This window comes from Nocardia sp. NPDC058705, from assembly GCF_042749305.1.
GTDB lineage: Bacteria > Actinomycetota > Actinomycetes > Mycobacteriales > Mycobacteriaceae > Nocardia.
This window is the reverse complement of the sequence record NZ_JBHYRN010000016.1, coordinates 26,626-45,832: the sequence shown is the minus strand read 5'-3', so window position 1 is coordinate 45,832 and position 19,207 is coordinate 26,626. Positions and strand designations below refer to the sequence as shown.

General features: G+C 66.8%; 22 protein-coding genes. 17 read left to right on the top strand and 5 right to left on the bottom strand.

Translation table 11 applies throughout. From position 1 onward, the window contains the following. Window positions 1-16: 16 nt before the first annotated feature. Complete coding sequence (pdxT, locus tag ACFW6D_RS19275; protein ID WP_379329898.1) at window positions 17-637, top strand: pyridoxal 5'-phosphate synthase glutaminase subunit PdxT; 621 nt, start codon at window positions 17-19, stop codon at window positions 635-637. A gap of 94 nt (window positions 638-731) precedes the next feature. Further along, window positions 732-1,487, top strand: coding sequence for a YebC/PmpR family DNA-binding transcriptional regulator (locus ACFW6D_RS19270; protein WP_379329896.1), 756 nt, complete (start codon window positions 732-734; stop codon window positions 1,485-1,487). Between the two features lie 55 nt (window positions 1,488-1,542). On the opposite strand, the gene ACFW6D_RS19265 is transcribed toward ACFW6D_RS19270, so the two are convergent. Then, window positions 1,543-2,043, bottom strand: a complete 501-nt coding sequence (locus tag ACFW6D_RS19265; protein ID WP_379329894.1) for an SRPBCC domain-containing protein — start codon at window positions 2,041-2,043, stop codon at window positions 1,543-1,545. A gap of 91 nt (window positions 2,044-2,134) precedes the next feature. On the opposite strand from ACFW6D_RS19265, the gene ACFW6D_RS19260 reads away from it, so the two are divergent. The 6 genes from ACFW6D_RS19260 to ACFW6D_RS19235 all read left to right on the top strand — a co-directional run bounded on the left by ACFW6D_RS19260 (window position 2,135) and on the right by ACFW6D_RS19235 (window position 6,040). Continuing rightward, the gene (locus ACFW6D_RS19260) at window positions 2,135-2,644 is read left to right on the top strand and encodes an O-acetyl-ADP-ribose deacetylase (protein WP_379329892.1); all 510 of its coding nucleotides are present in this window, start codon (window positions 2,135-2,137) and stop codon (window positions 2,642-2,644) included. Window positions 2,645-2,686: 42 nt separating this feature from the next. Beyond that, the gene (locus ACFW6D_RS19255; protein WP_379329890.1) at window positions 2,687-3,133 is read left to right on the top strand and encodes an acyl-CoA thioesterase; all 447 of its coding nucleotides are present in this window, start codon (window positions 2,687-2,689) and stop codon (window positions 3,131-3,133) included. Window positions 3,134-3,211: 78 nt separating this feature from the next. Further along, window positions 3,212-3,781 (top strand): crossover junction endodeoxyribonuclease RuvC, encoded by a 570-nt coding sequence (ruvC, locus tag ACFW6D_RS19250; protein ID WP_379329888.1) that lies wholly within the window; start codon window positions 3,212-3,214, stop codon window positions 3,779-3,781. Further along, a complete protein-coding gene (ruvA, locus tag ACFW6D_RS19245) occupies window positions 3,778-4,377 on the top strand; it encodes a Holliday junction branch migration protein RuvA (protein WP_379329886.1) in 600 nt (199 codons plus the stop codon). The genes ruvC and ruvA overlap by 4 nt, the downstream gene beginning before the upstream one ends. A gap of 3 nt (window positions 4,378-4,380) precedes the next feature. After that, window positions 4,381-5,475, top strand: a complete 1,095-nt coding sequence (gene ruvB, locus ACFW6D_RS19240) for a Holliday junction branch migration DNA helicase RuvB (RefSeq protein ID WP_379232205.1) — start codon at window positions 4,381-4,383, stop codon at window positions 5,473-5,475. A gap of 52 nt (window positions 5,476-5,527) precedes the next feature. Then, on the top strand, window positions 5,528-6,040 hold the full coding sequence (locus tag ACFW6D_RS19235; protein WP_379232206.1) for a GtrA family protein: 513 nt from the start codon (window positions 5,528-5,530) through the stop codon (window positions 6,038-6,040). 30 nt (window positions 6,041-6,070) lie between these two features. Here the strand turns inward: ACFW6D_RS19235 and ACFW6D_RS19230 are convergent, their stop codons facing one another. After that, window positions 6,071-6,646, bottom strand: a complete 576-nt coding sequence (locus ACFW6D_RS19230; RefSeq protein WP_379329884.1) for a DivIVA domain-containing protein — start codon at window positions 6,644-6,646, stop codon at window positions 6,071-6,073. A 36-nt stretch (window positions 6,647-6,682) separates the two neighbouring features. After that, window positions 6,683-7,312: a TetR/AcrR family transcriptional regulator gene (locus ACFW6D_RS19225; protein WP_379232210.1), complete on the bottom strand. Its 630-nt coding sequence runs from the start codon at window positions 7,310-7,312 to the stop codon at window positions 6,683-6,685. 83 nt (window positions 7,313-7,395) lie between these two features. On the opposite strand from ACFW6D_RS19225, the gene ACFW6D_RS19220 reads away from it, so the two are divergent. The 6 genes from ACFW6D_RS19220 (at window position 7,396) to ACFW6D_RS19195 (ending at window position 14,680) form a co-directional block, all read left to right on the top strand. Further along, complete coding sequence (locus ACFW6D_RS19220) at window positions 7,396-8,886, top strand: flavin-containing monooxygenase (protein WP_379329882.1); 1,491 nt, start codon at window positions 7,396-7,398, stop codon at window positions 8,884-8,886. A gap of 110 nt (window positions 8,887-8,996) precedes the next feature. Beyond that, a complete protein-coding gene (gene yajC / locus ACFW6D_RS19215) occupies window positions 8,997-9,356 on the top strand; it encodes a preprotein translocase subunit YajC (protein ID WP_379329880.1) in 360 nt (119 codons plus the stop codon). Window positions 9,357-9,453: 97 nt separating this feature from the next. Next, window positions 9,454-11,184 (top strand): protein translocase subunit SecD, encoded by a 1,731-nt coding sequence (secD, locus tag ACFW6D_RS19210; RefSeq protein WP_379329878.1) that lies wholly within the window; start codon window positions 9,454-9,456, stop codon window positions 11,182-11,184. Continuing rightward, window positions 11,181-12,353, top strand: coding sequence for a protein translocase subunit SecF (secF, locus tag ACFW6D_RS19205; protein WP_379329876.1), 1,173 nt, complete (start codon window positions 11,181-11,183; stop codon window positions 12,351-12,353). Before secD ends, secF begins: the two co-directional genes overlap by 4 nt. 21 nt (window positions 12,354-12,374) lie before the next feature. Continuing rightward, the gene (locus tag ACFW6D_RS19200; RefSeq protein WP_379329874.1) at window positions 12,375-14,087 is read left to right on the top strand and encodes an ABC transporter substrate-binding protein; all 1,713 of its coding nucleotides are present in this window, start codon (window positions 12,375-12,377) and stop codon (window positions 14,085-14,087) included. Between the two features lie 20 nt (window positions 14,088-14,107). Next, the gene (locus ACFW6D_RS19195; RefSeq protein ID WP_379329872.1) at window positions 14,108-14,680 is read left to right on the top strand and encodes an adenine phosphoribosyltransferase; all 573 of its coding nucleotides are present in this window, start codon (window positions 14,108-14,110) and stop codon (window positions 14,678-14,680) included. 1 nt (window position 14,681) lies between these two features. On the opposite strand, the gene ACFW6D_RS19190 is transcribed toward ACFW6D_RS19195, so the two are convergent. Further along, window positions 14,682-15,290, bottom strand: coding sequence for a GNAT family N-acetyltransferase (locus ACFW6D_RS19190; protein ID WP_379329870.1), 609 nt, complete (start codon window positions 15,288-15,290; stop codon window positions 14,682-14,684). 225 nt (window positions 15,291-15,515) lie between these two features. Between ACFW6D_RS19190 and ACFW6D_RS19185 the strand changes: the two genes are divergently transcribed. Continuing rightward, the gene (locus ACFW6D_RS19185; protein WP_379329868.1) at window positions 15,516-17,093 is read left to right on the top strand and encodes an ABC-F family ATP-binding cassette domain-containing protein; all 1,578 of its coding nucleotides are present in this window, start codon (window positions 15,516-15,518) and stop codon (window positions 17,091-17,093) included. Window positions 17,094-17,112: 19 nt separating this feature from the next. On the opposite strand, the gene ACFW6D_RS19180 is transcribed toward ACFW6D_RS19185, so the two are convergent. Beyond that, on the bottom strand, window positions 17,113-17,556 hold the full coding sequence (locus ACFW6D_RS19180; protein WP_379329866.1) for a nuclear transport factor 2 family protein: 444 nt from the start codon (window positions 17,554-17,556) through the stop codon (window positions 17,113-17,115). 92 nt (window positions 17,557-17,648) lie between these two features. Here ACFW6D_RS19180 and ACFW6D_RS19175 point away from each other — a divergent pair, with 92 nt between their 5' ends. Next, on the top strand, window positions 17,649-18,170 hold the full coding sequence (locus ACFW6D_RS19175; protein ID WP_379329864.1) for a winged helix-turn-helix transcriptional regulator: 522 nt from the start codon (window positions 17,649-17,651) through the stop codon (window positions 18,168-18,170). A gap of 85 nt (window positions 18,171-18,255) precedes the next feature. Continuing rightward, window positions 18,256-19,203, top strand: coding sequence for a hypothetical protein (locus tag ACFW6D_RS19170; RefSeq protein ID WP_379329862.1), 948 nt, complete (start codon window positions 18,256-18,258; stop codon window positions 19,201-19,203). Window positions 19,204-19,207: the final 4 nt, after the last annotated feature.

Sequence of the window (19,207 nt, the reverse complement as noted above, 5' to 3'; positions counted from 1 at the left end):
CGTAAGCTCGACGGCTGTGAACGCTTCCTCGACTGCTGCCCGCCCGACCATTGGCGTCCTCGCGCTGCAGGGTGACGTGCGCGAACACGTTGCCGCGCTGGAACACTGCGGGGCGAACCCGGTGCTGGTGCGGCGCGAGTCGGAACTGGCGGCCGTCGACGGACTCGTGCTGCCCGGTGGTGAGTCGACCGCGATCTCGAAGCTGCTGCAGGCCTTCGACCTGCTGGAACCGTTGCGGGCGCGGCTGCGCGACGGGCTGCCCGCGTTCGGATCGTGTGCGGGCATGATCCTGCTCGCCTCGGAAGTCCTCGATACTCGCGCCGACGCGCAGCACCTGTCCGGGATCGATATGACGGTGCGGCGCAATGCCTTCGGTCGTCAGGTCGACTCCTTCGAGACCGACCTGGACTTCACCGGCCTCGACACGTCCGTGCGCGCGGTGTTCATTCGCGCCCCGTGGGTGGAGCGGGTCGGTGACGACGTCGAGGTGCTGGCGCGCGTTCCGCACGGGCCCGCGCAGGGGCGCATCGTGGCAGCCAGGCAGGGCAATGTGGTGGCGACCTCGTTCCACCCCGAGGTCACCGGCGATCTGCGGGTGCACGAACTGTTCGTCGACATGGTCCGTCTCGCGCGGTGAAACCCCGCGTCGGCGGGCGCGACGGGGGAGTGAGTAGGCTGGATCGAGCTTGTCCGCCCGGGCAGACGCGCAACCGACTTGAAGGAAGTAGGGCATGAGCGGCCACTCCAAATGGGCCACCACCAAGCACAAGAAGGCGGGAATCGACGCCAAGCGCGGCAAACTCTTCGCCAAGCTGATCAAGAACATCGAGGTGGCGGCCCGCACTGGTGGTAGTGACCCTGCGGGCAATCCGACGCTGTTCGACGCCATCCAGAAGGCGAAGAAGACCTCGGTCCCCATCGACAACATCGAGCGCGCCCGCAAGCGCGGCGGTGGCGAGGAAGTCGGCGGCGCCGACTGGCAGACGATCATGTACGAGGGCTACGGGCCCAACGGCGTGGCCGTGCTGATCGAGTGCCTCACCGACAACCGCAACCGCGCCGCGGGCGAGGTCCGGCTGGCGATGACCCGCAACGGCGGCAACATGGCCGATCCGGGTTCGGTGTCGTACCTGTTCGCGCGCAAGGGTGTGGTGACGCTCGAGAAGAACGGCCTGTCCGAGGACGATGTTCTCGAGACGGTTCTCGACGCGGGCGCCGAAGACGTCAACGATCACGGCGATGTCTTCGAGATCATCACCGAGCCCGGCGATCTGGTCGCGGTGCGGTCGGCCCTGCAGGCCGCCAACATCGACTACGACTCCGCCGAGTCCGGTTTCCAGGCGTCGGTGTCGGTCGCGGTCGACGCCGACGGTGCGCGCAAGGTGTTCAAGCTGGTCGACGCGCTCGAAGACAGCGACGATGTGCAGAACGTGTACACCAATGTCGATATCTCCGACGAGGTCGCCGCGGAACTCGACGACGAGTAGTCAGTTTCTTCCTTGAACCGCCCCGGCCGTGAATTCGGCTGGGGCGGTTCACGTTTCAGGAGGTCTGTTGCTCGTAGTAGCCCGACATCGACGGGTAGTAGTCGGCGAAATCCGGTAGTTCGGTGTGCGTGCACGCGGCGACGAACATGTCGGCGTAGTACTCCCAGCCCGGCCCGATCTGCGGGATCTCCGCCAGCTGGTATTCCGATGTCAGATGGTGGACCAGGCGCAATTCGGTGGCCGCGCCGGTATCGAGCAGGGTCACCTCGAGTCGCCACAGCCCGATCTGGTCGGTCGAGGAGGTCCCCAGGTGCAGCGGCGGCGTGCAGTCATCGATGCGCATATCCGTCCACGGCTCACCCTCCTCGAACCGCATCTGCACCCGAATCGTGTTCCCGGTCCCCGCCTGTCCCTCCCAGGTTCCGTACCACCCCGCCGTCAGGTGTGGGTCGGTCAACCGTGCCCACACCTCCTCGATCGGCAACCCCAACGACCGCGTGATCACCAGATCCCGCCCCTCTGCGGTCGGCACGATGTCACCGGTGGGTATGGCCATGTGTGGTTCTCCTCGCCTCGGACGGACCGACCATGCCGGCTCCCTCGACGGTACCCGTGCTCGCCCTCGTCACCCCGGCACAATGAGGATCATGACGCGAATCGAGACGGTCCGGGGCGACATCACCGAACAGCAGGTGGACGCCGTGGTCAACGCCGCCAACTCCTCCCTGCTCGGCGGCGGTGGCGTCGACGGCGCCATCCACCGCAAAGGCGGCCCCCAGATCCTGTCCGAATGCCGCGACCTACGCGCCTCGCACTACGGCAAAGGCCTGCGCACCGGCCAGGCGGTCGCGACCACCGCGGGCCGTCTGCCCGCACGCTGGGTGATCCACACCGTCGGCCCCGTCTGGTCGGCCACCGAGGACCGCTCCGAACTCCTCGCTTCGTGCTATCGCGAATCCCTGCGCGTAGCAGACGAATTGGGAGCATCGACGGTCGCGTTCCCGGCGATCTCCACCGGCATCTTCGGCTGGCCGATAGACGACGGCGCGCGCATCGCGATCGAGACAGTACGCGCGACCGATACCAACGTGACCCTGGTGCGATTCGTACTGTTCGACGATCGCGCCCGCGAGGTATTCACCGCTGCACTCGGATAAGGCGCGGCGAATGTGTCGTACCCCGGTGGCACACTCGCGGGCATGACGGAAACTGGTGTGCCGTTTCGGGTTCGGATCCCGGTTCGGGTGTCCGATCTCGATGCTCAATTGCACGTCACCGGCGCGGCCTACCAGCAGTACGCCGACCATGCGCGGTTCGCGTGTGTGGGGGCCGCGGGGGTTTCGGTGCCGGAATTGCTGGCGGCGGGGTTCGGGCCGGTGAATCTCGAGTTGAATGTGCGGTATCTGCGCGAGCTGCGGGCCGATGACACGGTCGAGATCGACTGCCGGTGGGAATGGGGCCACGGCAAGACGTATCGGGTGGAGCACACGTTGACCAGAGGCGATGGGGAGGTCGCCGCGACGGTGTCGTATGTGGCCGGGATGCTCGATCTGCGGGCTCGCAAGCTCGCTGCGGATCCGGCGGGGATCTGGGCTCGGCATGCGCGAGATCCCGCCCTGCTCGGACTGTTGCCGCGACCCGCGTGAGGTCGTGTCGTTGGTCGGCGCGGAGTTCGGAATGCTCTAGACTTTCGAACAACTGTTCGTGTCTTCGAAGGGGTGCCGGTGCGGGTGATGGGCGTCGATCCCGGGCTCACCCGGTGCGGGCTCAGCATGGTCGACAGTGGGCCCGGCCGGAAGGTGGTCGCCCTCGATGTGGGGGTGGTGCGGACGCCGCCGGATGCCGAGTTGGCCTTGCGATTGATGGCTGTGGCGGATGCCGCCGAGGAGTGGATGGATACCCACAAGCCGGAGGCGGTCGCGATCGAGCGGGTGTTCGCGCAGCACAATGTGCGGACCGCGATGGGGACCGCGCAGGCCGGGGGGGTGATCGCGTTGGCGGCGGCTCGGCGGGGGATTCGGGTGGCGTTTCATACGCCCAGTGAGGTGAAAGCTGCTGTCACCGGGAACGGTACGGCGGACAAAGCGCAGGTCACCGCGATGGTGACGCGGATTCTCGGACTGCAGGTTGCCCCGAAACCGGCCGATGCCGCCGACGCGCTCGCACTGGCGATCTGTCATTGTTGGCGGGCGCCGCTGATGGACAGGATGGCGGCCGCGCAGGCGCAGGCCGACGAGGTCCGCCGCCGCTACGAACAAAAGCTCGCCGAACAACGGAAGGTGGTGCGCGGGTGATCGCGTCGGTACGCGGAGAGGTACTCGAGATCGCGCTCGATCATGTCGTGATCGAAGCGGCGGGCATCGGCTACCGGCTCAATGCCACCCCGGCCACCCTCGCCGGGCTCACTCGCGGCGAACAGACCCGCCTCTACACGACCATGATCGTGCGCGAGGACTCGATGACCCTGTTCGGCTTCACCGACACCGAAGCCCGCGAACTGTTCGCACTGCTGCAGACCGTCACCGGAGTCGGCCCGCGCCTGGCGATGGCGGTGCTGGCCGTACTCGAGCCCGAAGCACTGCGAAAAGCGCTGGCCGAGAGCAACGTTGCCGCGCTGACCCGGGTCCCCGGGATCGGCAAACGCGGTGCCGAGCGGATGGTCGTCGAACTGCGCGACAAGGTGAACCAGGTGGCGGTGCCGACCGGCCCGCCCGGCTCTCAAACGCCGAGTACCCCTGTGCGCGAACAGGTTTCCGAGGCGCTCATCGGTCTCGGCTTCCCCGCGAAGCAGGCCGAACAGGCCGTCGACGCCGTCCTCGCTGACCAACCGGCCGCCACCACCTCGGTGGCCTTGCGCGCGGCGCTCGGCCTGCTCGGTAAGAACAGGTAGACCGTGGACGACGACTTCGACAGCTTCGACGAATCCGACGAATCCGACCTCACCGCCCGCTATCTCAGCACCGACGGCGAAGCCGAAACCGGGCTGCGCCCCACCTCGCTCGACACCTTCATCGGCCAGCCCCGCGTGCGCGAACAACTCGCACTGGTCCTGCGTGGTGCTCGCCAGCGCGGCGCCACCCCCGACCACGTGCTGCTGTCGGGACCGCCCGGCCTCGGCAAGACCAGCATGGCGATGATCATCGCGGGCGAACTCGGCACCGCCCTGCGCATCACCTCCGGCCCTGCCCTGGAACGCGCGGGCGACCTAGCCGCCATGCTGTCGAACCTGGTCGAGGGCGATGTCCTGTTCATCGACGAGATCCACCGCATGGCCCGCCCGGCCGAGGAAATGCTGTACCTGGCGATGGAGGACTTCCGCGTCGACGTGGTGGTCGGTAAGGGTCCCGGCGCGACCTCGATTCCCCTCGACATCGCCCCGTTCACCCTGGTCGGGGCCACCACCCGCTCGGGTGCGCTCACCGGCCCGCTGCGCGACCGCTTCGGCTTCACCGGGCACATGGACTTCTACGACCCGGCCGAACTGCTGCAGATCCTCACCCGCTCGGCCCGCATCCTCGGTGTGCAGATCGACCCCGATGCCGCCGCCGAAGTGGCCGGACGCTCGCGTGGCACCCCGCGTATCGCCAACCGGCTGCTGCGCCGGGTTCGCGACTACGCCGAGGTCAGGGCGGACGGGTTCATCACCCATCCCATCGCGATGGCGGCGCTCGAGGTCTACGACGTCGACGCGCTCGGCCTCGACCGACTCGACCGCGCGGTACTCGGCGCGCTCGTGCGTGGTTTCGGTGGGGGACCGGTGGGCGTCTCCACCCTGGCGGTCGCCGTCGGCGAGGAAGCGGCCACCGTGGAAGAGGTCTGCGAACCGTTCCTGGTGCGCGCCGGACTCGTCGCCCGCACACCGCGCGGCCGGGTCGCGACCGCGGGCGCCTGGGAACATCTGGGGTTGGTGCCGCCCCCCGATCTGGTCATCGGCGCCATCGAAGTGCGTGGGCGCGAACCACAGCCGATCACCGACCGCTACGAGTAACAGCCCCGCTCCGGGCGGGCGTGGCACCGCAACGTCGTCTACTGTCGATTCAGTGGCAGTCCTAGAGGTGGTGCAGCGGTTCCCTGAGCCGTTGCGTTCCCTGCTCCTGAAGCATCGGGAACTACTGAAATTCGCCGTCGTCGGCGCGATGACCTGGTTCATCGACACGGGTGTGGTGTACGCGGTGAAACTGACGGTGCTCGGCGACAAGCCGCTGACCGCGCGCCTGCTCGGCGCGCTGATCGCGACCATCGCCTCCTACATCCTCAACCGCGAGTGGTCCTTCCGCGCCCGCGGCGGCAGGCAGCGCAGTCACGAGGCCGCCCTGTTCTTCGCGGTCAGCGCACTGGGCATCGCGGTCACAATGATCCCGCAGGCGATCTCGCTCTACGCGCTGAATCTGCGTGTGCCGCACGTGGATCCGACCGTGCAGATGGTCGCCAACTTCATCTCGGGCCAGATCCTCGGCGTCCTGCTGGCCATGGCCTTCCGCTTCTGGGCCTTCCGCCGCTACGTCTTCCCTGACGACCTCCGCGAAGCCGAACTCCACAGCATTCAAGGATAGGGGCAGATTGCTGGTTTTCGGCCGCCGAAATTACCGCCGTTCGGCGTTCTCGAGGGCGGTGATCACCAGGTCGATGAAGGCGTCTACTTCTTCACGGGCGTAGCCGCGGGTGCCGAGGCGGGTGTCGGTGAAGCGGACGCCACGCACATCGGAGGTGGTGAGGCTGCCGGGGCCGTTGTGGGCCAGGGTGGCCGCGACCAGGTCGAGAAAGGCGTCGACCTCTTCCTCGTGGTAGCCGCGCCTGCCGACCGCGGACTGGGTGAAGCGCATGCGGTGCACGTCGTCGGGGGTGAGCATCTCGGCGACATCGTCGCCCAGCCGCGCCGCCGGAACGGGAGCCCCGCCCTTCTGCCGGTGTTCGAGCTCGGTCCGGACCCGGTCGAGGAAGTCGTCGACCTGGTCGGCCTGATACCCGCGGCCGCCGAAACGCGGTGCGCCGAAATGCACGTGGCGGATGTCGTCGGCGGTGAGTCCACCCTGCCCGTCGAGCGTGGCCGAGACCTTCTCCATGAAGGCATCGACCTCGTCTGCGTGGTAGCCGCGATGCCCCAGATTCGGCATGGCGAAGTGGGTGCGGCTCACATCGTCGGGCGTCACAGCGGTCATTGTCTCAGGATTGCCCTTCTATCCCACGGCTTTTCATTATCGGGCAGCGGCGCGCACGCCATCGATGAACAGCCGCCGCACGGCGTGACTGTACACCGACATCGCGGCCGGATCAGGGGTTCGGATGCCCGCGACGAGCCCGGCGACGATCATGCCCAGCGCTGCCTTGGCGGTGTTGGCGGTGTCGATATCGGCGCGCAGGTACCCGACGCGAACACCGTGGTCGAGGTAGCGGGTCATGAGGACCTCGGTGGCGTCGACCAGGCCGTACACCCGTTCGGTGAGTTCGTCGTCGATGCCGGTGGCGTGGAACAGCAGCAGGTGCGCCGGGCGCGGATCGTCGAGCAGGACGTGGGTGAGCGAGTCGCCGATCCGGTCGAGCAGTTCGGCGTACTCGTCGATGGTGGCGGCGCTTTCGGGTTCCGAGTCGTTGTCGAGCGCGCCGAAGATGCGCCCGCTCACCTCATCGATGACATGGTCGATGATGTCGCGCTTGTTCGCGAAGTACCGGTAGAAGGTGCCGTGACCGATGCGAAGGCGCGTGGCGATGTCGGCGATTCCGGTGGCGTGATAGCCCTTTTCGGCGAAGCAGTCGAACGCGGTATCGATGATGTCCCTGCGCAATTCGGCTTTGCGTAGGTCGATGCGCGAGGGTGGCTTCGTCACATTGACGATGTTACATTCGATGTAATCAGAATGACATGTCATTCTGGAGGTTCAGCATTCGGCAGCGGTGTGGAGGTTCGCCCGTGGTACCTCAATTGGACGCGGTCGTGGTCGGGGCGGGTTTCGGTGGCATCGGCGCCGGTATCGAACTCGACCGGCTCGGATTGCGCGATTTCGTCATCCTGGAACGGGAGGACGATCTGGGCGGCACCTGGCATGTGAACAGGTATCCGGGTCTGGCCGTCGACATCGCGTCGGTGACCTACTCCTATTCCTTCGAGCCGAACCCGTATTGGACCAGGCTGTTCGCGCCCGGCGCCGAGCTGAAGAAATACGCCGAGCACGTCGCCGACAAATACGATCTGCGCGGGCGGATGCGTTTCGGGACCGTCGTCGACGGTGCGCGCTGGGACGCGGAGAACCAACAGTGGGTGGTGACGATCGCCGGGGGTGAGACGCTCACCGCGCGCTATCTGCTCGCGGCGACGGGCTTCCTGTCCCAGCCCTACACGCCGCCGTTCCCCGGCATCGAGTCCTTCGCGGGCAAGATCATCCACACCACCGACTGGGACGCCGACTACGACCTGACCGGTCGCAAGGCAGCCGTCATCGGTACCGGCGCCACGGCCGTGCAGTTGGTGCCAGAGGTCGCGAAGCTGGTCGACGAACTGACCGTGTTCCAGCGGACCCCGATCTGGGTGGTGCCCAAGGTCGACGCCCCGATTCCGGGGATGGTGCAGGGTCTGTTCGACAAGGTTCCGCTCACCCAGAAGGCGGCACGGCTGGTCAATACCGGCATGCTCGAGGCGCTGATGGTCGTGGGCGTGCTGCACTACAAGCAGGCGAAACCGTTGAATCAGGCGGCCGCGCTGCTGGCCAAGGCGCACCTGTTCGCGCAGGTGCGTGATCCGGAGACCAGGGCGAAGCTCACCCCGCACTACGACTTCGGCTGCAAGCGGCCGACGTTCTCCAACGACTACTTCAAGACCTTCAACCAACCGCACGTGCGACTGGAAACGAACTCGATCGACCATGTGGAACCCGACGGCATCGTCACCGCCGACGGCCACAAAACCGAGATCGACACCCTGTTGCTCGCCACCGGATTCAACCTGTGGGACGTGAACTTCCCGGCCATCGAGATCGTCGGCCGCGACGGGGTGAACCTCGGAAAGTTCTGGCGCGACAACCGTTTTCAGGCCTACGAGGGCATCACCGTGCCCAAGTTCCCCAACTTCCTGAGCCTCAACAGCCCCTACTCCTACAGCGGGCTGTCGTACTTCACCACCATCGAAGCCCAGATGAAGCACATGGGCCGGTTGTTCACCGAACTGTTCCGGCGCGGGGAGCAGACCTTCGAGGTCACCGAAGCGGCCAATGCGCAGTTCCTCGACCGGATGACCGAGAAGCTGGGTTCGTCGGTGTTCTACGGCGGCGACTGCGCCACCGCGCGCAGTTATTACTTCAACCAGCATGGTGAAGCGGCGCTGCTGCGCCCGACCAGCACCGCCGCCGCGCACCGCGAAGCGGTCACCTTCCCGCTCGACGATTACACCTACGGTCGGGCCGTCTGAGTAGCCGGAATCACACGCGCGTCGGTGTCCGGTGTGTCGCCGCGGTGGGGAACTGGCAGACTGTCAGGCGTACTTGCACGTCCACCACTGACTAGGGACTGACTTCGACGATGGACTTCCTCTTTCCGCTGCTGATCCTGGCCCTGCTCGTGCCGATGTTCTTCGGTATCCGCAAACAGAAGCGGGAGGCCGAGAAGGTCTCGAACCTGCAGGAGAGCCTGAAGGTCGGTGACCGGGTGATCACCACCTCGGGTCTGTACGGCACCATCGTCGACACCGACGAGACCACCGTCGACCTGGAGATCGCCGAAGAGGTCGTGACCACCTGGCTGCGTCAGGCGATCCGCGAGGTGCGCGTCGAAGAGGCCACGGCCGAGGAGACCGCCGTCGACGGGGCTCACGAAGCCATCGACGCCCCTGTTGCCGAGGAAGCCGTGGAACAGACCGAGACCCGGCTGACCAAGGACTGACCAGTCCCTTTTCCCGCCCGTGCGCACTGGCGTCGCGGGCCGGGCACCGTTGTGCCCACCGATCCAGCCTCGACTTCCGCCTAGGAGATGACCTGCTGTGCCACCTTCCCAAGGATCGGCGCATCCGTTCCGGTTGCTCGGCGTCTACGCCGCGCTACTGGCCGTGATCTACGCGCTGGTGTTCTTCACCGGTGACCATTCCCCGTCGGCCAAGCTCGGCATCGACCTGCAAGGTGGTACCCGCGTCACGTTGACCGCGCGGACCCCCGATGGCAACAAGCCGAGCCAGGACAGCCTGAAGAAGGCCCAGGAGATCATCGACGCCCGCGTCAACGGTCTTGGCGTCGCCGGCTCCGAGGTGGTCATCGACGGTGACAACCTGGTCATCACGGTGCCCGGTGACGACAGCCAGCAGGCACGCGCGCTGGCCACCACCGCCAAGCTCTACATCCGCCCGGTGCTCTTCGCCACCCAGCCGCAGGCAGGCGGGGCTGCTCCGCCCGCGACCGGCACCGCACCGCCGGGTGGCACCGCACCGCCGGGTGGCACCGCACCTCCCGCGACCGACGCACCGGTGCCCGCGCCGGGTGAAGAGAGCCAGCCGGGTGGGGCGACGCCGCCCGCCGACGCGCCGACCACCCCGGCACCGCAGTCACGGGTGTTCCCCGCCCAGGCACCGCCGACGCCGACACCGCCGCCCGGTGGACTCACCACCGCGCAGCAGCAGGCCAAGGAGATCGCCCAGGCCAAGGAACTGCGTCAGAGCACCGATCAGACGATGCAGCAGCTCGCCATGACGAGCATGGACTGCACCAAGCCCGACCCGCTGACCGGTAACGACGACCCGGCCCTGCCGCTGGTCACCTGCTCGCAGGACGGCACCGAGGTGTTCCTGCTCGGCCCCAGCCGCATCGACGGCCAGGAGATCGCCGACGCGACCTCCCAGCTGAACTCGCAGCAGGCCCGCCACGAGGTGAACCTCGAGTTCAAGTCGGCCGGCGCCGATGCGTGGTCCGCGCTGACCGGTGAGTACGTCAACAAGCGGGTCGCGTTCGTGCTCGACACGAAGGTCGTCAGCGCGCCGCAGGTGCAGCAGGGTCCGCAGCTGGGTGGTCGCACCTCCATCTCGGGCAGCTTCAACGCCGACAGCGCGAGCGAGCTGGCCAACACCCTGAAGTACGGTTCGCTGCCGCTGTCGTTCCAGACCTCGGAAGCCGAAACCGTCTCGGCGACGCTGGGTCTGTCCTCGCTGAAGGCGGGTCTGCTCGCCGGTCTCGTCGGCCTGATCGCGGTGCTGCTGTACTGCCTGCTCGTGTACCGGATGCTCGGCCTGCTGGCCGGGTTCTCGCTGATCGCGGCCGGTGTCGCGGTCTACGGCATCATCGTGCTGCTCGGGCGCTGGATCGGCTTCACCCTCGACCTCGCGGGTATCGCCGGTCTGATCATCGGTATCGGTTTGACGGCCGACTCGTTCGTGGTGTTCTTCGAACGCATCAAGGACGAGATGCGCGAAGGCCGCAGCTTCCGCTCGGCGGTGCCGCGCGGTTGGCAGCGCGCCCAGCGCACCAACCTGTCCGGTAAGACGGTCAGCTTGATCGCCTCGGTCGTGCTGTATCTGCTCGCCGCCGGTCAGGTGAAGGGCTTCGCCTTCACCCTCGGTGTCACCACCGTGCTCGACGTGATCGTGCTGTACCTGGTCACCGCACCGCTGCTGATGCTCGCCTCGCGCTCGCCGTTCTGGGCCAAGCCCTCGGTGAACGGCCTCGGCTCGGTTCAGCAGATCGCCAGGGAACGCGGCCAGGCCAGGTCGAAGGAGATGTCACGATGAGCAACGACAAACCCACCGAGGAATCGGTGAACCTGGACAAGTACGAGCCCACACAGGGCCCGAAGCACGGATTCTTCGAACGGCTCTACACCGGCACCGGCGGCTTCCCCATCGTCAGCCGGCGCAAGTTCTTCTACACGATGTCGGCGGTGCTGCTGCTGATCTCGCTGCTGAGCATCGCGGTGCGCGGCTTCACCCTCGGTATCGACTTCGAGGGTGGCTCGCGCATCCAGATCCCCGCGGCGGATATCAGTACCCAGCAGGTGGAAGACGTCTACGCCCAGGCGCTCGGTCATGGACCGGTCGCGGTACAGCGGGTCGGTTCCGGTGACTCGGCCACCATCCAGGTGCGCTCGGAAACCCTCGACCTGGCTCAGACCGAACAGGTCCAGTCGGCGCTGTTCGACGAGTTCCAGCCCAAGGACTCCGCCGGGCAGGTGAGTCGCAACGCCATCAGCATCGCCGAGATCAGCGAGACCTGGGGCGGCGAGATCACCAAGAAGGCGCTGATCGCGCTGGCGGTGTTCGTGGCGTTGACGATGATCTACATCGCCATCCGCTTCGAACGGGACATGTCGATCGCGGCGATCGTTTCGCTGTTCTTCAACCTGTTCGTGACGGCGGGTGTCTACTCGCTGGTCGGGTTCGAGGTGACACCGGCCGCGGTGATCGGTCTGCTCACGATTCTGGGTTACGTGCTCTACGACAACGTGGTGGTCTTCGACAAGGTCGAGGAGAACACCCGTGGCGTGCTGCATCTGAACAAACGCACCTACGCCGAACAGGCCAACCTGGCCGCCAACCAGACCCTGATGCGCTCGATCAGCACCACCGTCATCGGCATCCTGCCGATCATCGGCATGCTGGTGATCGCGGTGTGGCTGCTCGGTGTCGGCACGCTCAAGGACCTCGCGCTGGTGCAGTTGGTCGGCATGATCGTCGGCGCCTACTCCTCGATCTTCCTCGCCGTGCCGGTGCTGGTCTCGATCAAGGAACGCTGGGGTCCGGTGGCCGCGCACACCAAGAAGGTCCTGGACAAGCGTGCCGGTGTCGGCGCGGCCCCTCGGGTTCCGGTGGGTGCCGGTTCGCGTGGTTCGCGTCCGGTCGGTACCGGGGCGCCGCGCCCTGGTTCGCGTCCGACCGGGAAGCGTCAACAGAGAAGGCACTGACAACCAGGAGGGGGTCTCATCATGCGACGCAGCACGATTCGACTGATCACCGTGCTCGCTACGGCGGGTGTGACCACCTCCGTGGTGGCCGGGTGCTCGACCAAGAACCAGGTGCCTTCCATCGGTTACGCGGTCGACGCCGCGGTGGCCAGCTACAACGGCGCGAGCACGCTCGGCGCCAGTAGTGGCGCCGCCGCGGTGTTCGGCCGCGTGCTGACCGGGTTCTTCTACACCGGACCCGATGGTCAGCAGGTGGCCGACACCGACTTCGGGACGGCCAAGGAAGTACCGGGCGAAACGCAGACGGTGCAGTACCGGCTCAACCCCGACGGGGTGTACTCCGACGGGGTGAAGACCTCCTGCGACGACCTGGTGCTGGCATGGTCGGCGCGTTCGGGCAAGTTCACCCGCCCGGGCGACCGCGGGCCCGTCTCGCTGTTCGACGCGGCGAGCACCGTGGGCTACGACGAGATCGAACGCATCGACTGCCAGCCCGGATCCAAGGACGCCACCGTGGTGTTCCGGCCGGGCAAGCACTACCTGCCGTGGCGGACGCTGTTCACCGCGGCCGAGGTGATGCCCGCGCATGTGGTGGCACAGGCGGTCGGCGTGCCGAACGTGGTGAACGCCCTGCAGACCGGCGACGGTGCGGTGATCGGCCGGATCGCCGATTTCTGGAACAGCGGCTGGACGGTGAAGTCCGGGTCGCTGGACCTGACCAAGTTCCCCTCGTCGGGTCCGTACCGGATCGAATCCTTCAGTGCGAAGGACGGTTTGGTGCTGGTCGCCAACGAGAAATGGTGGGGCGACGCACCCGAGACGAAGCGAATCGTGGTGTGGCCCAAGGGCACCGACTACGCCGCCAAAGCGAAGGAGAACGCGCTCGGGGTCGTCGACCTCGGGGCAGGGTCGGTCGCGGATCTGAAGCTCGACGGATTCGACGAGCAGACCATGGCCAGTCGCAGTGCCGAACAGTTGGTGCTCGCCACCGGCGGGGTGTTCTCGCGGCTGGAGGTGCGCCGGGCGTTCGCGCAGTGTGTGCCGCGGCAGGCGCTGTTCGACACCCTGGGTAAGGCGGGGGAGTCTGCCGAGCGCGGTCTCGGTGCGGGTGTGCTGAATGCCCATGTGGTGCAGCAGGATTCGCTGTACTATCCGGCGGTGGTCGGCGGAGCCGAGCGGTATCTCGGCGCGGATATTCCGGCAGCCACCGCGACGCTGGCGTCCTCCGGCACGAAGCAGCCGACCGTGCGAATCGGTTATCAGGGTCCGGATGCGCGTCGTGCGCAGACCGTGGCGATGATCGCCGAATCCTGTCGGGGAGCGGGCATTACGGTGGTCGACGCGGGTGCGCCCGACTTCACGCCGGTGAAACTACCGGAAGGCGCGGTCGACGCGGTGCTCGGCGGAACCGGCGCGGTGCCGGGGCCTGCCGGGTCGAGTGCGGGTGTGGTTGCGTTCGCCGCGTTGCGGGCCGGTAGCGGACTCGATTTCGGTGGCTTTGCTAACGGTCGCTACGATGCGATCACCGATCAGCTTGCGGGCGAGACGAATTCGACCGCGACGCTGAACCTGCTGACCGAAGCCGAGAACCTGCTGTGGGCGCAGCTACCGAGCATTCCGTTGTTCGCGACGCCGCGCACCATCGCGTTCGGCACCGGCATGCAGAACGGTATCGCCGGGCCGACACAGGCCGGTACCGGGTGGAACATGGATCGCTGGGTGTTGCAGCGATGAATGGTGACGAAAGAGGGTTGATGAGCAAGCACGCGGTGGTCGAGTCCGACGACCTGGCCAGTGAGCGGACCGCCGAGGCGGCCTCTGCGGTCGAACGACTGACCCGCTGGCACGACGACTTCCCCACGCCCGGTGTGCGTTTCGCCGATCTCACCCCCGTCTTCGCCGACGCCGTCGGCTTCCGTGCGGTCATCGACTGCTTCGCCGCTATCGCCCCCGAGGCCGACCTCGTCGCCGGTGTCGACGCGCGTGGCTTCCTGCTCGGTGCGGGTGTCGCCGCGACGCTGGGTACCGGCGTGCTCGCCATCCGCAAGGGCGGCAAGCTCCCGCCGCCGGTCGTCTCGCGCGAGTACAAGCTCGAATACGGTTCCGCCGCACTGGAAATCCCGGCCGACGGCGTCGAACTCGAGGGCAAGCGGATTCTGCTGCTCGACGACGTCCTTGCCACCGGCGGCACCCTCGCCGCCGCGGCCGCCCTGTTCAAGGAGGTCGGCGCCGAGGTGGTCGCCGCCGCCGTGGTGCTCGAACTCGAATTCCTGAAGGGGCGCGAGCACCAGGGTGATTACCCGGTGACCTCGATCGTCAAGCTCTGAGTCAGCGCGGCGCCCGCTGCATCAGCCAGATCGGCGGGCCGCCGGGGAGTTGCAGTTCGCGCGTCACCGCGAAGCCGAAGCGTTCGTAGTACGGCACGTTGACCGGGTTGCTGGATTCGAGATAGGCGAGGCCGCCCTCGGCATCGATGTGCGCGAGCCGCGAGCTCAACAGTGCGCTGCCGTAGCCTGCCCCTCTCGCGGCGGTGGCGGTGCCGATCATGCCGAGGTACCAGTGCGGTTCGGCGGGGTGGTTCTTCTTCAGCAGGTCACCGAGCTTTTTGCCCACCAGGATGCGGCGGCCGAACGCACGCCAGATGCCGGGCATCATGCGAAGTTCGGCGATCGTCGAGGCGTGCGCATTCGGCGGGGTCCAGAGGGCGGCGCCGCCCACGGAGCCGTCCGGGCCGAGCGCCAGGTCCGACACGCCGTCCGGCACGAAGACGTGGCGCGCGACGGCGGCGAAGAAGCGGGGCAGACCGACCGCTCGTCGCTGGGGGTCCGGCAGGATCCAGCTCATCACCGGGTCGTCCTGGAAGGCTTCGCCCAGTGTTCGCGCGGCCGCCTCGACATCGTCTTGACCGGCCGTTCGAACCAGAATCGTCTTCTTCATCGCGCTCCTTCGCTGGCGGGCGGTGCTCGTCCCCAACCCAGGTTAGCGTCAGCATGAGTGGGCTCACAGGTCGAAAAATGGGGTGGCGCGGTAGGGCCTCGGGGTGTTATCAATAGAGGGTCTTGTTCCCGGCGATCGGAGCCACGCGTTGATTTCTTGAGGTAGCGCTCTCGGACGGTCCGCATTCTGCGCACCGTGTTTCTGTCGCACCTCAAGGGGATCCGCATGGCCTCTCTTTCTTTTTCCGATCTCACTTTTCACTGGCCGGATGGCACCGCTGTCTTCGACGGGCTCGATGCTGTCGTCGGGCCCGGGCAGATCGGCCTCGTCGGTGCCAACGGCGCCGGAAAATCCACCTTGTTGCGGCTGGTTGCCGGTGAGTTGAAGCCTGTGCGCGGGTCGATCTCGGTGCCGGGCAGCCTCGGGTACCTGCGCCAGGACCTCGGTATGCAGACCGGCCAGCGGGTCGACGCCGTGCTCGGCATCGATGTGGTGCGTCGCGCGCTGCACCGCATCGAAAGCGGCACCGGCGAGCCCGCCGACTTCGACACCGTCGGCACGGCTTGGCAAGTCGAGGACGAGGCTGTCGCACTGCTCGGCAAGCTCGGGCTCGACTACGTGGCGGGCTCGGTCGACGACCTCGACCGCCCCCTGGACACCCTTTCCGGCGGCGAAACCGTGCTGCTCGGCCTGGTCGCCGAACTGCTGCGCGAACCCGATGTCCTGCTGCTCGACGAACCGACCAACAACCTCGACGCGGTCGCTCGCGGGCGGCTCTACGAGGTGATCCGGCAGTTCGCGGGCACGGTGATCGTGGTCAGCCACGACCGCGAACTGCTCGACCGGATGGACGGCATCGCCGAACTGCGAGTCGGCGAAATCCGTTCCTTCGGTGGTGGATTCAGCGAATACGAGCGGATCATCGAGGCCGAGCAGGACGCTGCCCGCGCCGCCGTGCGTGATGCGCGCAGTGATGTGCGCAAGCAGGCACGCGAACTCGTTGACGCGCGCACGAAACTGGACCGGCGGGCCCGCTTCGCCCAGAAGATGCAGGACAACAAGCGCGTTCCGAAAATCATTGCGGGACTGCGCAAGAACGCCGCTGAGGTGTCTGCGGGCAAACTGCGCAACGCCCATATCGACAAACTCGACACCGCTCGCGAAACCCTCGACCACGCCGAGGAATTGGTGCGCGCCGATCGCGAGATCAGGATCGAACTCCCCGGCACCCGGCTGTATCCGGGTCAGGACGTGCTCGACCTGCAGAAGGTCGAACTCGCCAACGGACCGGTGGTCGACCTGCGCGTGAGCGGGCCGGAACGGATCGCGCTGACCGGGCGTAACGGGGCAGGAAAGACAACGCTGCTACGCAGGATCGTCGCCGAGGAACCGAAGGTCGCCTGGCGACTCTTGCCGCAACGCCTCGACGTATTCGATGAAACGCGAACAGTTTTCGAGAACGTCGCCGACGCCGCACCCCACGCATCGGCCGAACGGATCCGAGGACAGCTGGCCCGCTTCCTGTTCCGCGGCACCGACGCCGACATCCCCGCCTCGGCCCTCTCCGGCGGCGAACGCCTCCGAGCAGCCCTCGCCACCCTGCTCCTGGCCGACCCCGCCCCGAAACTGCTGATGCTCGACGAGCCCACCAACAACCTCGACCTCCCCAGCCTGGCCCACCTCACCCAAGCCCTGGCAAGCTTCGAAGGTGCTTTGATCGTGGTCAGCCACGACGACCGCTTCCTCGCCGACATCGGCATCACCCGCAGACTCGAACTCACCCCCGACGGACTGGTCGAGTAGCGCGTGGTCGGGCTCGGCGCTAGCGGTGCGGTCCTGCCGCTCGGCGGATGGCTCCGGGGTAGCGGAGGAGGTTGGGGCCGAGGTAGATGGCTACTGCGGTGAGGGCCAGCCAGGGGCGGAGGTGAGGGCTGAGGCGGTGGATTCGGCCGTTGGGGGTGAGGGTGAGGACCATGGCTTCGGTCAGGGGGAAGGGGCCGGCTTTGGCTTCGCCCAACAGGACTCGGGTGTTGCCGGTGCCCAGCGTGTCGGTCCAGCGTAGGTGGCTGCGGGGGCGGTAGATGAGGGTGAGCAGGGGTGTGAGGTCGGCGTGGCCTCGGAAGACGAGGCGTCCTGACAGGGGGGAGACGAGTTCGGCGTCTTCGGTCAAGGTGTCGAGGATGGCGGGGATGTCGCTGGCGGTGGTGGCGCGGCGGAATCGGGCGACGGTGTCGGTGGCTACCTGATCTGCGAGTGTGTCGGACATGGGCCGTACACCTTCCTTCGTGACTGATCGTTCACGGATATTTCGACCGTAACCAGCTAGCTTGCAAAAAGCAATGGACTACGCTTGCCGCTATGGTCAAAACGGATCTCGCTGATATCGTGTGCTCGATCGCGCGCACCGTGGGCATCGTGGGGGAGCGGTGGACGCCGCTGATCCTGCGTGACCTGTTCCTCGGCATCACCCGCTTCGAGGATCTGCGTCGTGATCTCGGCATCGCCTCCAATGTGCTGGCCGAGCGCCTGCGCACCCTGGTCGAGCACGAGATCGTGGAAACCCGTGTGTATCAAGAGAATCCGACTCGCACCGAGTATGTGCTCACCGAGCGTGGTCGTGATCTCTATCCGGTGCTGACGATGCTGCTGGCCTGGGGTGACCGGTGGCTGGCCGGCGACGACGGGCCGCCGCTGTCGGTGGTTCACCGCGATTGCGGTCGGGTGACCGAAGGTGTTGTCGTCTGCGGGGAGTGCGCCGCCCCGGTCACTGCGGACAATGTCACGTGGCATCCCGGGCCTGGCGGCAGGTCGGGGCCCGGGGTTGCGCTCGTCGGCACCCGTCTGACCCGGCTGCCGGAGGGTCTACCTCCGGCCGAGTGAACTCCCGGGAATCAGCCGTTCCCTCTTGACGATCGTTGTTTTGGTTGCATAGACTAAAACAACGATTCGAGAGGGAGTGGTTCGGATGGGATATGGAAATTGGGATGACACCGCCTACCGTGCGGGCAAGACGTACCGGGCTCGGCAGGGGCTGGACGACTTCGGGTACACCGCTGAGATGCGGGCGAAGCCGTATGACACCTGGAGCGCGCACCCGTTGCTCGATCCGTTCGGGGTCGACAAGCGTGAGTGCCGGGATTCGGCCGAGCACGGCAACTCGCTGCCGGTGGCGGTGCTGTTCGACGTGACCGGGTCGATGGGCCGAGTACCGCGGATCATGCAGGACAAGCTCGGGAAACTGCACGGGCTGCTGAAGAACAAGGGGTACGCGCAGGATCCGCAGGTCCTGTTCGGCGCGATCGGCGACGCCGACACCGACCGGGTGCCGTTGCAGGTCGGGCAGTTCGAATCCGACAACCGGATGGACGAGCAGCTGCGGGCGATCCTCCTGGAGGGCGGCGGTGGCGGACAGAAGTCCGAAAGCTATGAACTAGCCGCCTATTTCATGGCCGAGCATGTCGCGACCGACGCGTGGGACAAACGCGGTAAGAAGGGCTACCTGTTCCTGATCGGCGACGAGTTGAACAAGTCGCGCCTGGCCGCCCGCCACATTCGCGCGGTGGTCGGTGATCACGTGCGCCGCGATGTGTCGGTCGAGTCGATCTATCGCGAACTCGAGCAGCGCTGGCACGTGTACTACATACTGCCGAATCAGTCCTCGTATTACCGGGATCCGGAGATCGCCGAACACTGGCGGACGCTGCTCGGGCAGAACTTCCTGAAGCTCGACGACCCCGGCGCGGTCTGCGAATTGATCGCGCTCACCATCGGATTGGGCGAGGACCGGGTCGACCTCGACACCGGGCTGGCCGATCTGCGCGATGTCGGGTCGGGCGACGAAGCCGACGCGGTCGGACGGGCGCTGGGCTCCAAGCCCGGACGGACCATGCGCGCACTGCCGCCCGGTCGCTGAGATC

Excerpts from the sequence above, each read along its gene's own strand:
- ACFW6D_RS19270 (WP_379329896.1), top strand. The coding sequence starts at position 732 with ATGAGCGGCCACTCCAAATGGGCCACCACCAAGCACAAGAAGGCGGGA.
- ACFW6D_RS19265 (WP_379329894.1), bottom strand. The coding sequence starts at position 2,043 with ATGGCCATACCCACCGGTGACATCGTGCCGACCGCAGAGGGGCGGGAT.
- ACFW6D_RS19260 (WP_379329892.1), top strand. The coding sequence starts at position 2,135 with ATGACGCGAATCGAGACGGTCCGGGGCGACATCACCGAACAGCAGGTG.
- ACFW6D_RS19255 (WP_379329890.1), top strand. The coding sequence starts at position 2,687 with ATGACGGAAACTGGTGTGCCGTTTCGGGTTCGGATCCCGGTTCGGGTG.
- ACFW6D_RS19230 (WP_379329884.1), bottom strand. The coding sequence starts at position 6,646 with ATGACCGCTGTGACGCCCGACGATGTGAGCCGCACCCACTTCGCCATG.
- yajC (WP_379329880.1), top strand. The coding sequence starts at position 8,997 with ATGGACTTCCTCTTTCCGCTGCTGATCCTGGCCCTGCTCGTGCCGATG.
- secF (WP_379329876.1), top strand. The coding sequence starts at position 11,181 with ATGAGCAACGACAAACCCACCGAGGAATCGGTGAACCTGGACAAGTAC.
- ACFW6D_RS19200 (WP_379329874.1), top strand. The coding sequence starts at position 12,375 with ATGCGACGCAGCACGATTCGACTGATCACCGTGCTCGCTACGGCGGGT.
- ACFW6D_RS19195 (WP_379329872.1), top strand. The coding sequence starts at position 14,108 with ATGAGCAAGCACGCGGTGGTCGAGTCCGACGACCTGGCCAGTGAGCGG.
- ACFW6D_RS19190 (WP_379329870.1), bottom strand. The coding sequence starts at position 15,290 with ATGAAGAAGACGATTCTGGTTCGAACGGCCGGTCAAGACGATGTCGAG.
- ACFW6D_RS19185 (WP_379329868.1), top strand. The coding sequence starts at position 15,516 with ATGGCCTCTCTTTCTTTTTCCGATCTCACTTTTCACTGGCCGGATGGC.
- ACFW6D_RS19180 (WP_379329866.1), bottom strand. The coding sequence starts at position 17,556 with ATGTCCGACACACTCGCAGATCAGGTAGCCACCGACACCGTCGCCCGA.
- ACFW6D_RS19175 (WP_379329864.1), top strand. The coding sequence starts at position 17,649 with ATGGTCAAAACGGATCTCGCTGATATCGTGTGCTCGATCGCGCGCACC.
- ACFW6D_RS19170 (WP_379329862.1), top strand. The coding sequence starts at position 18,256 with ATGGGATATGGAAATTGGGATGACACCGCCTACCGTGCGGGCAAGACG.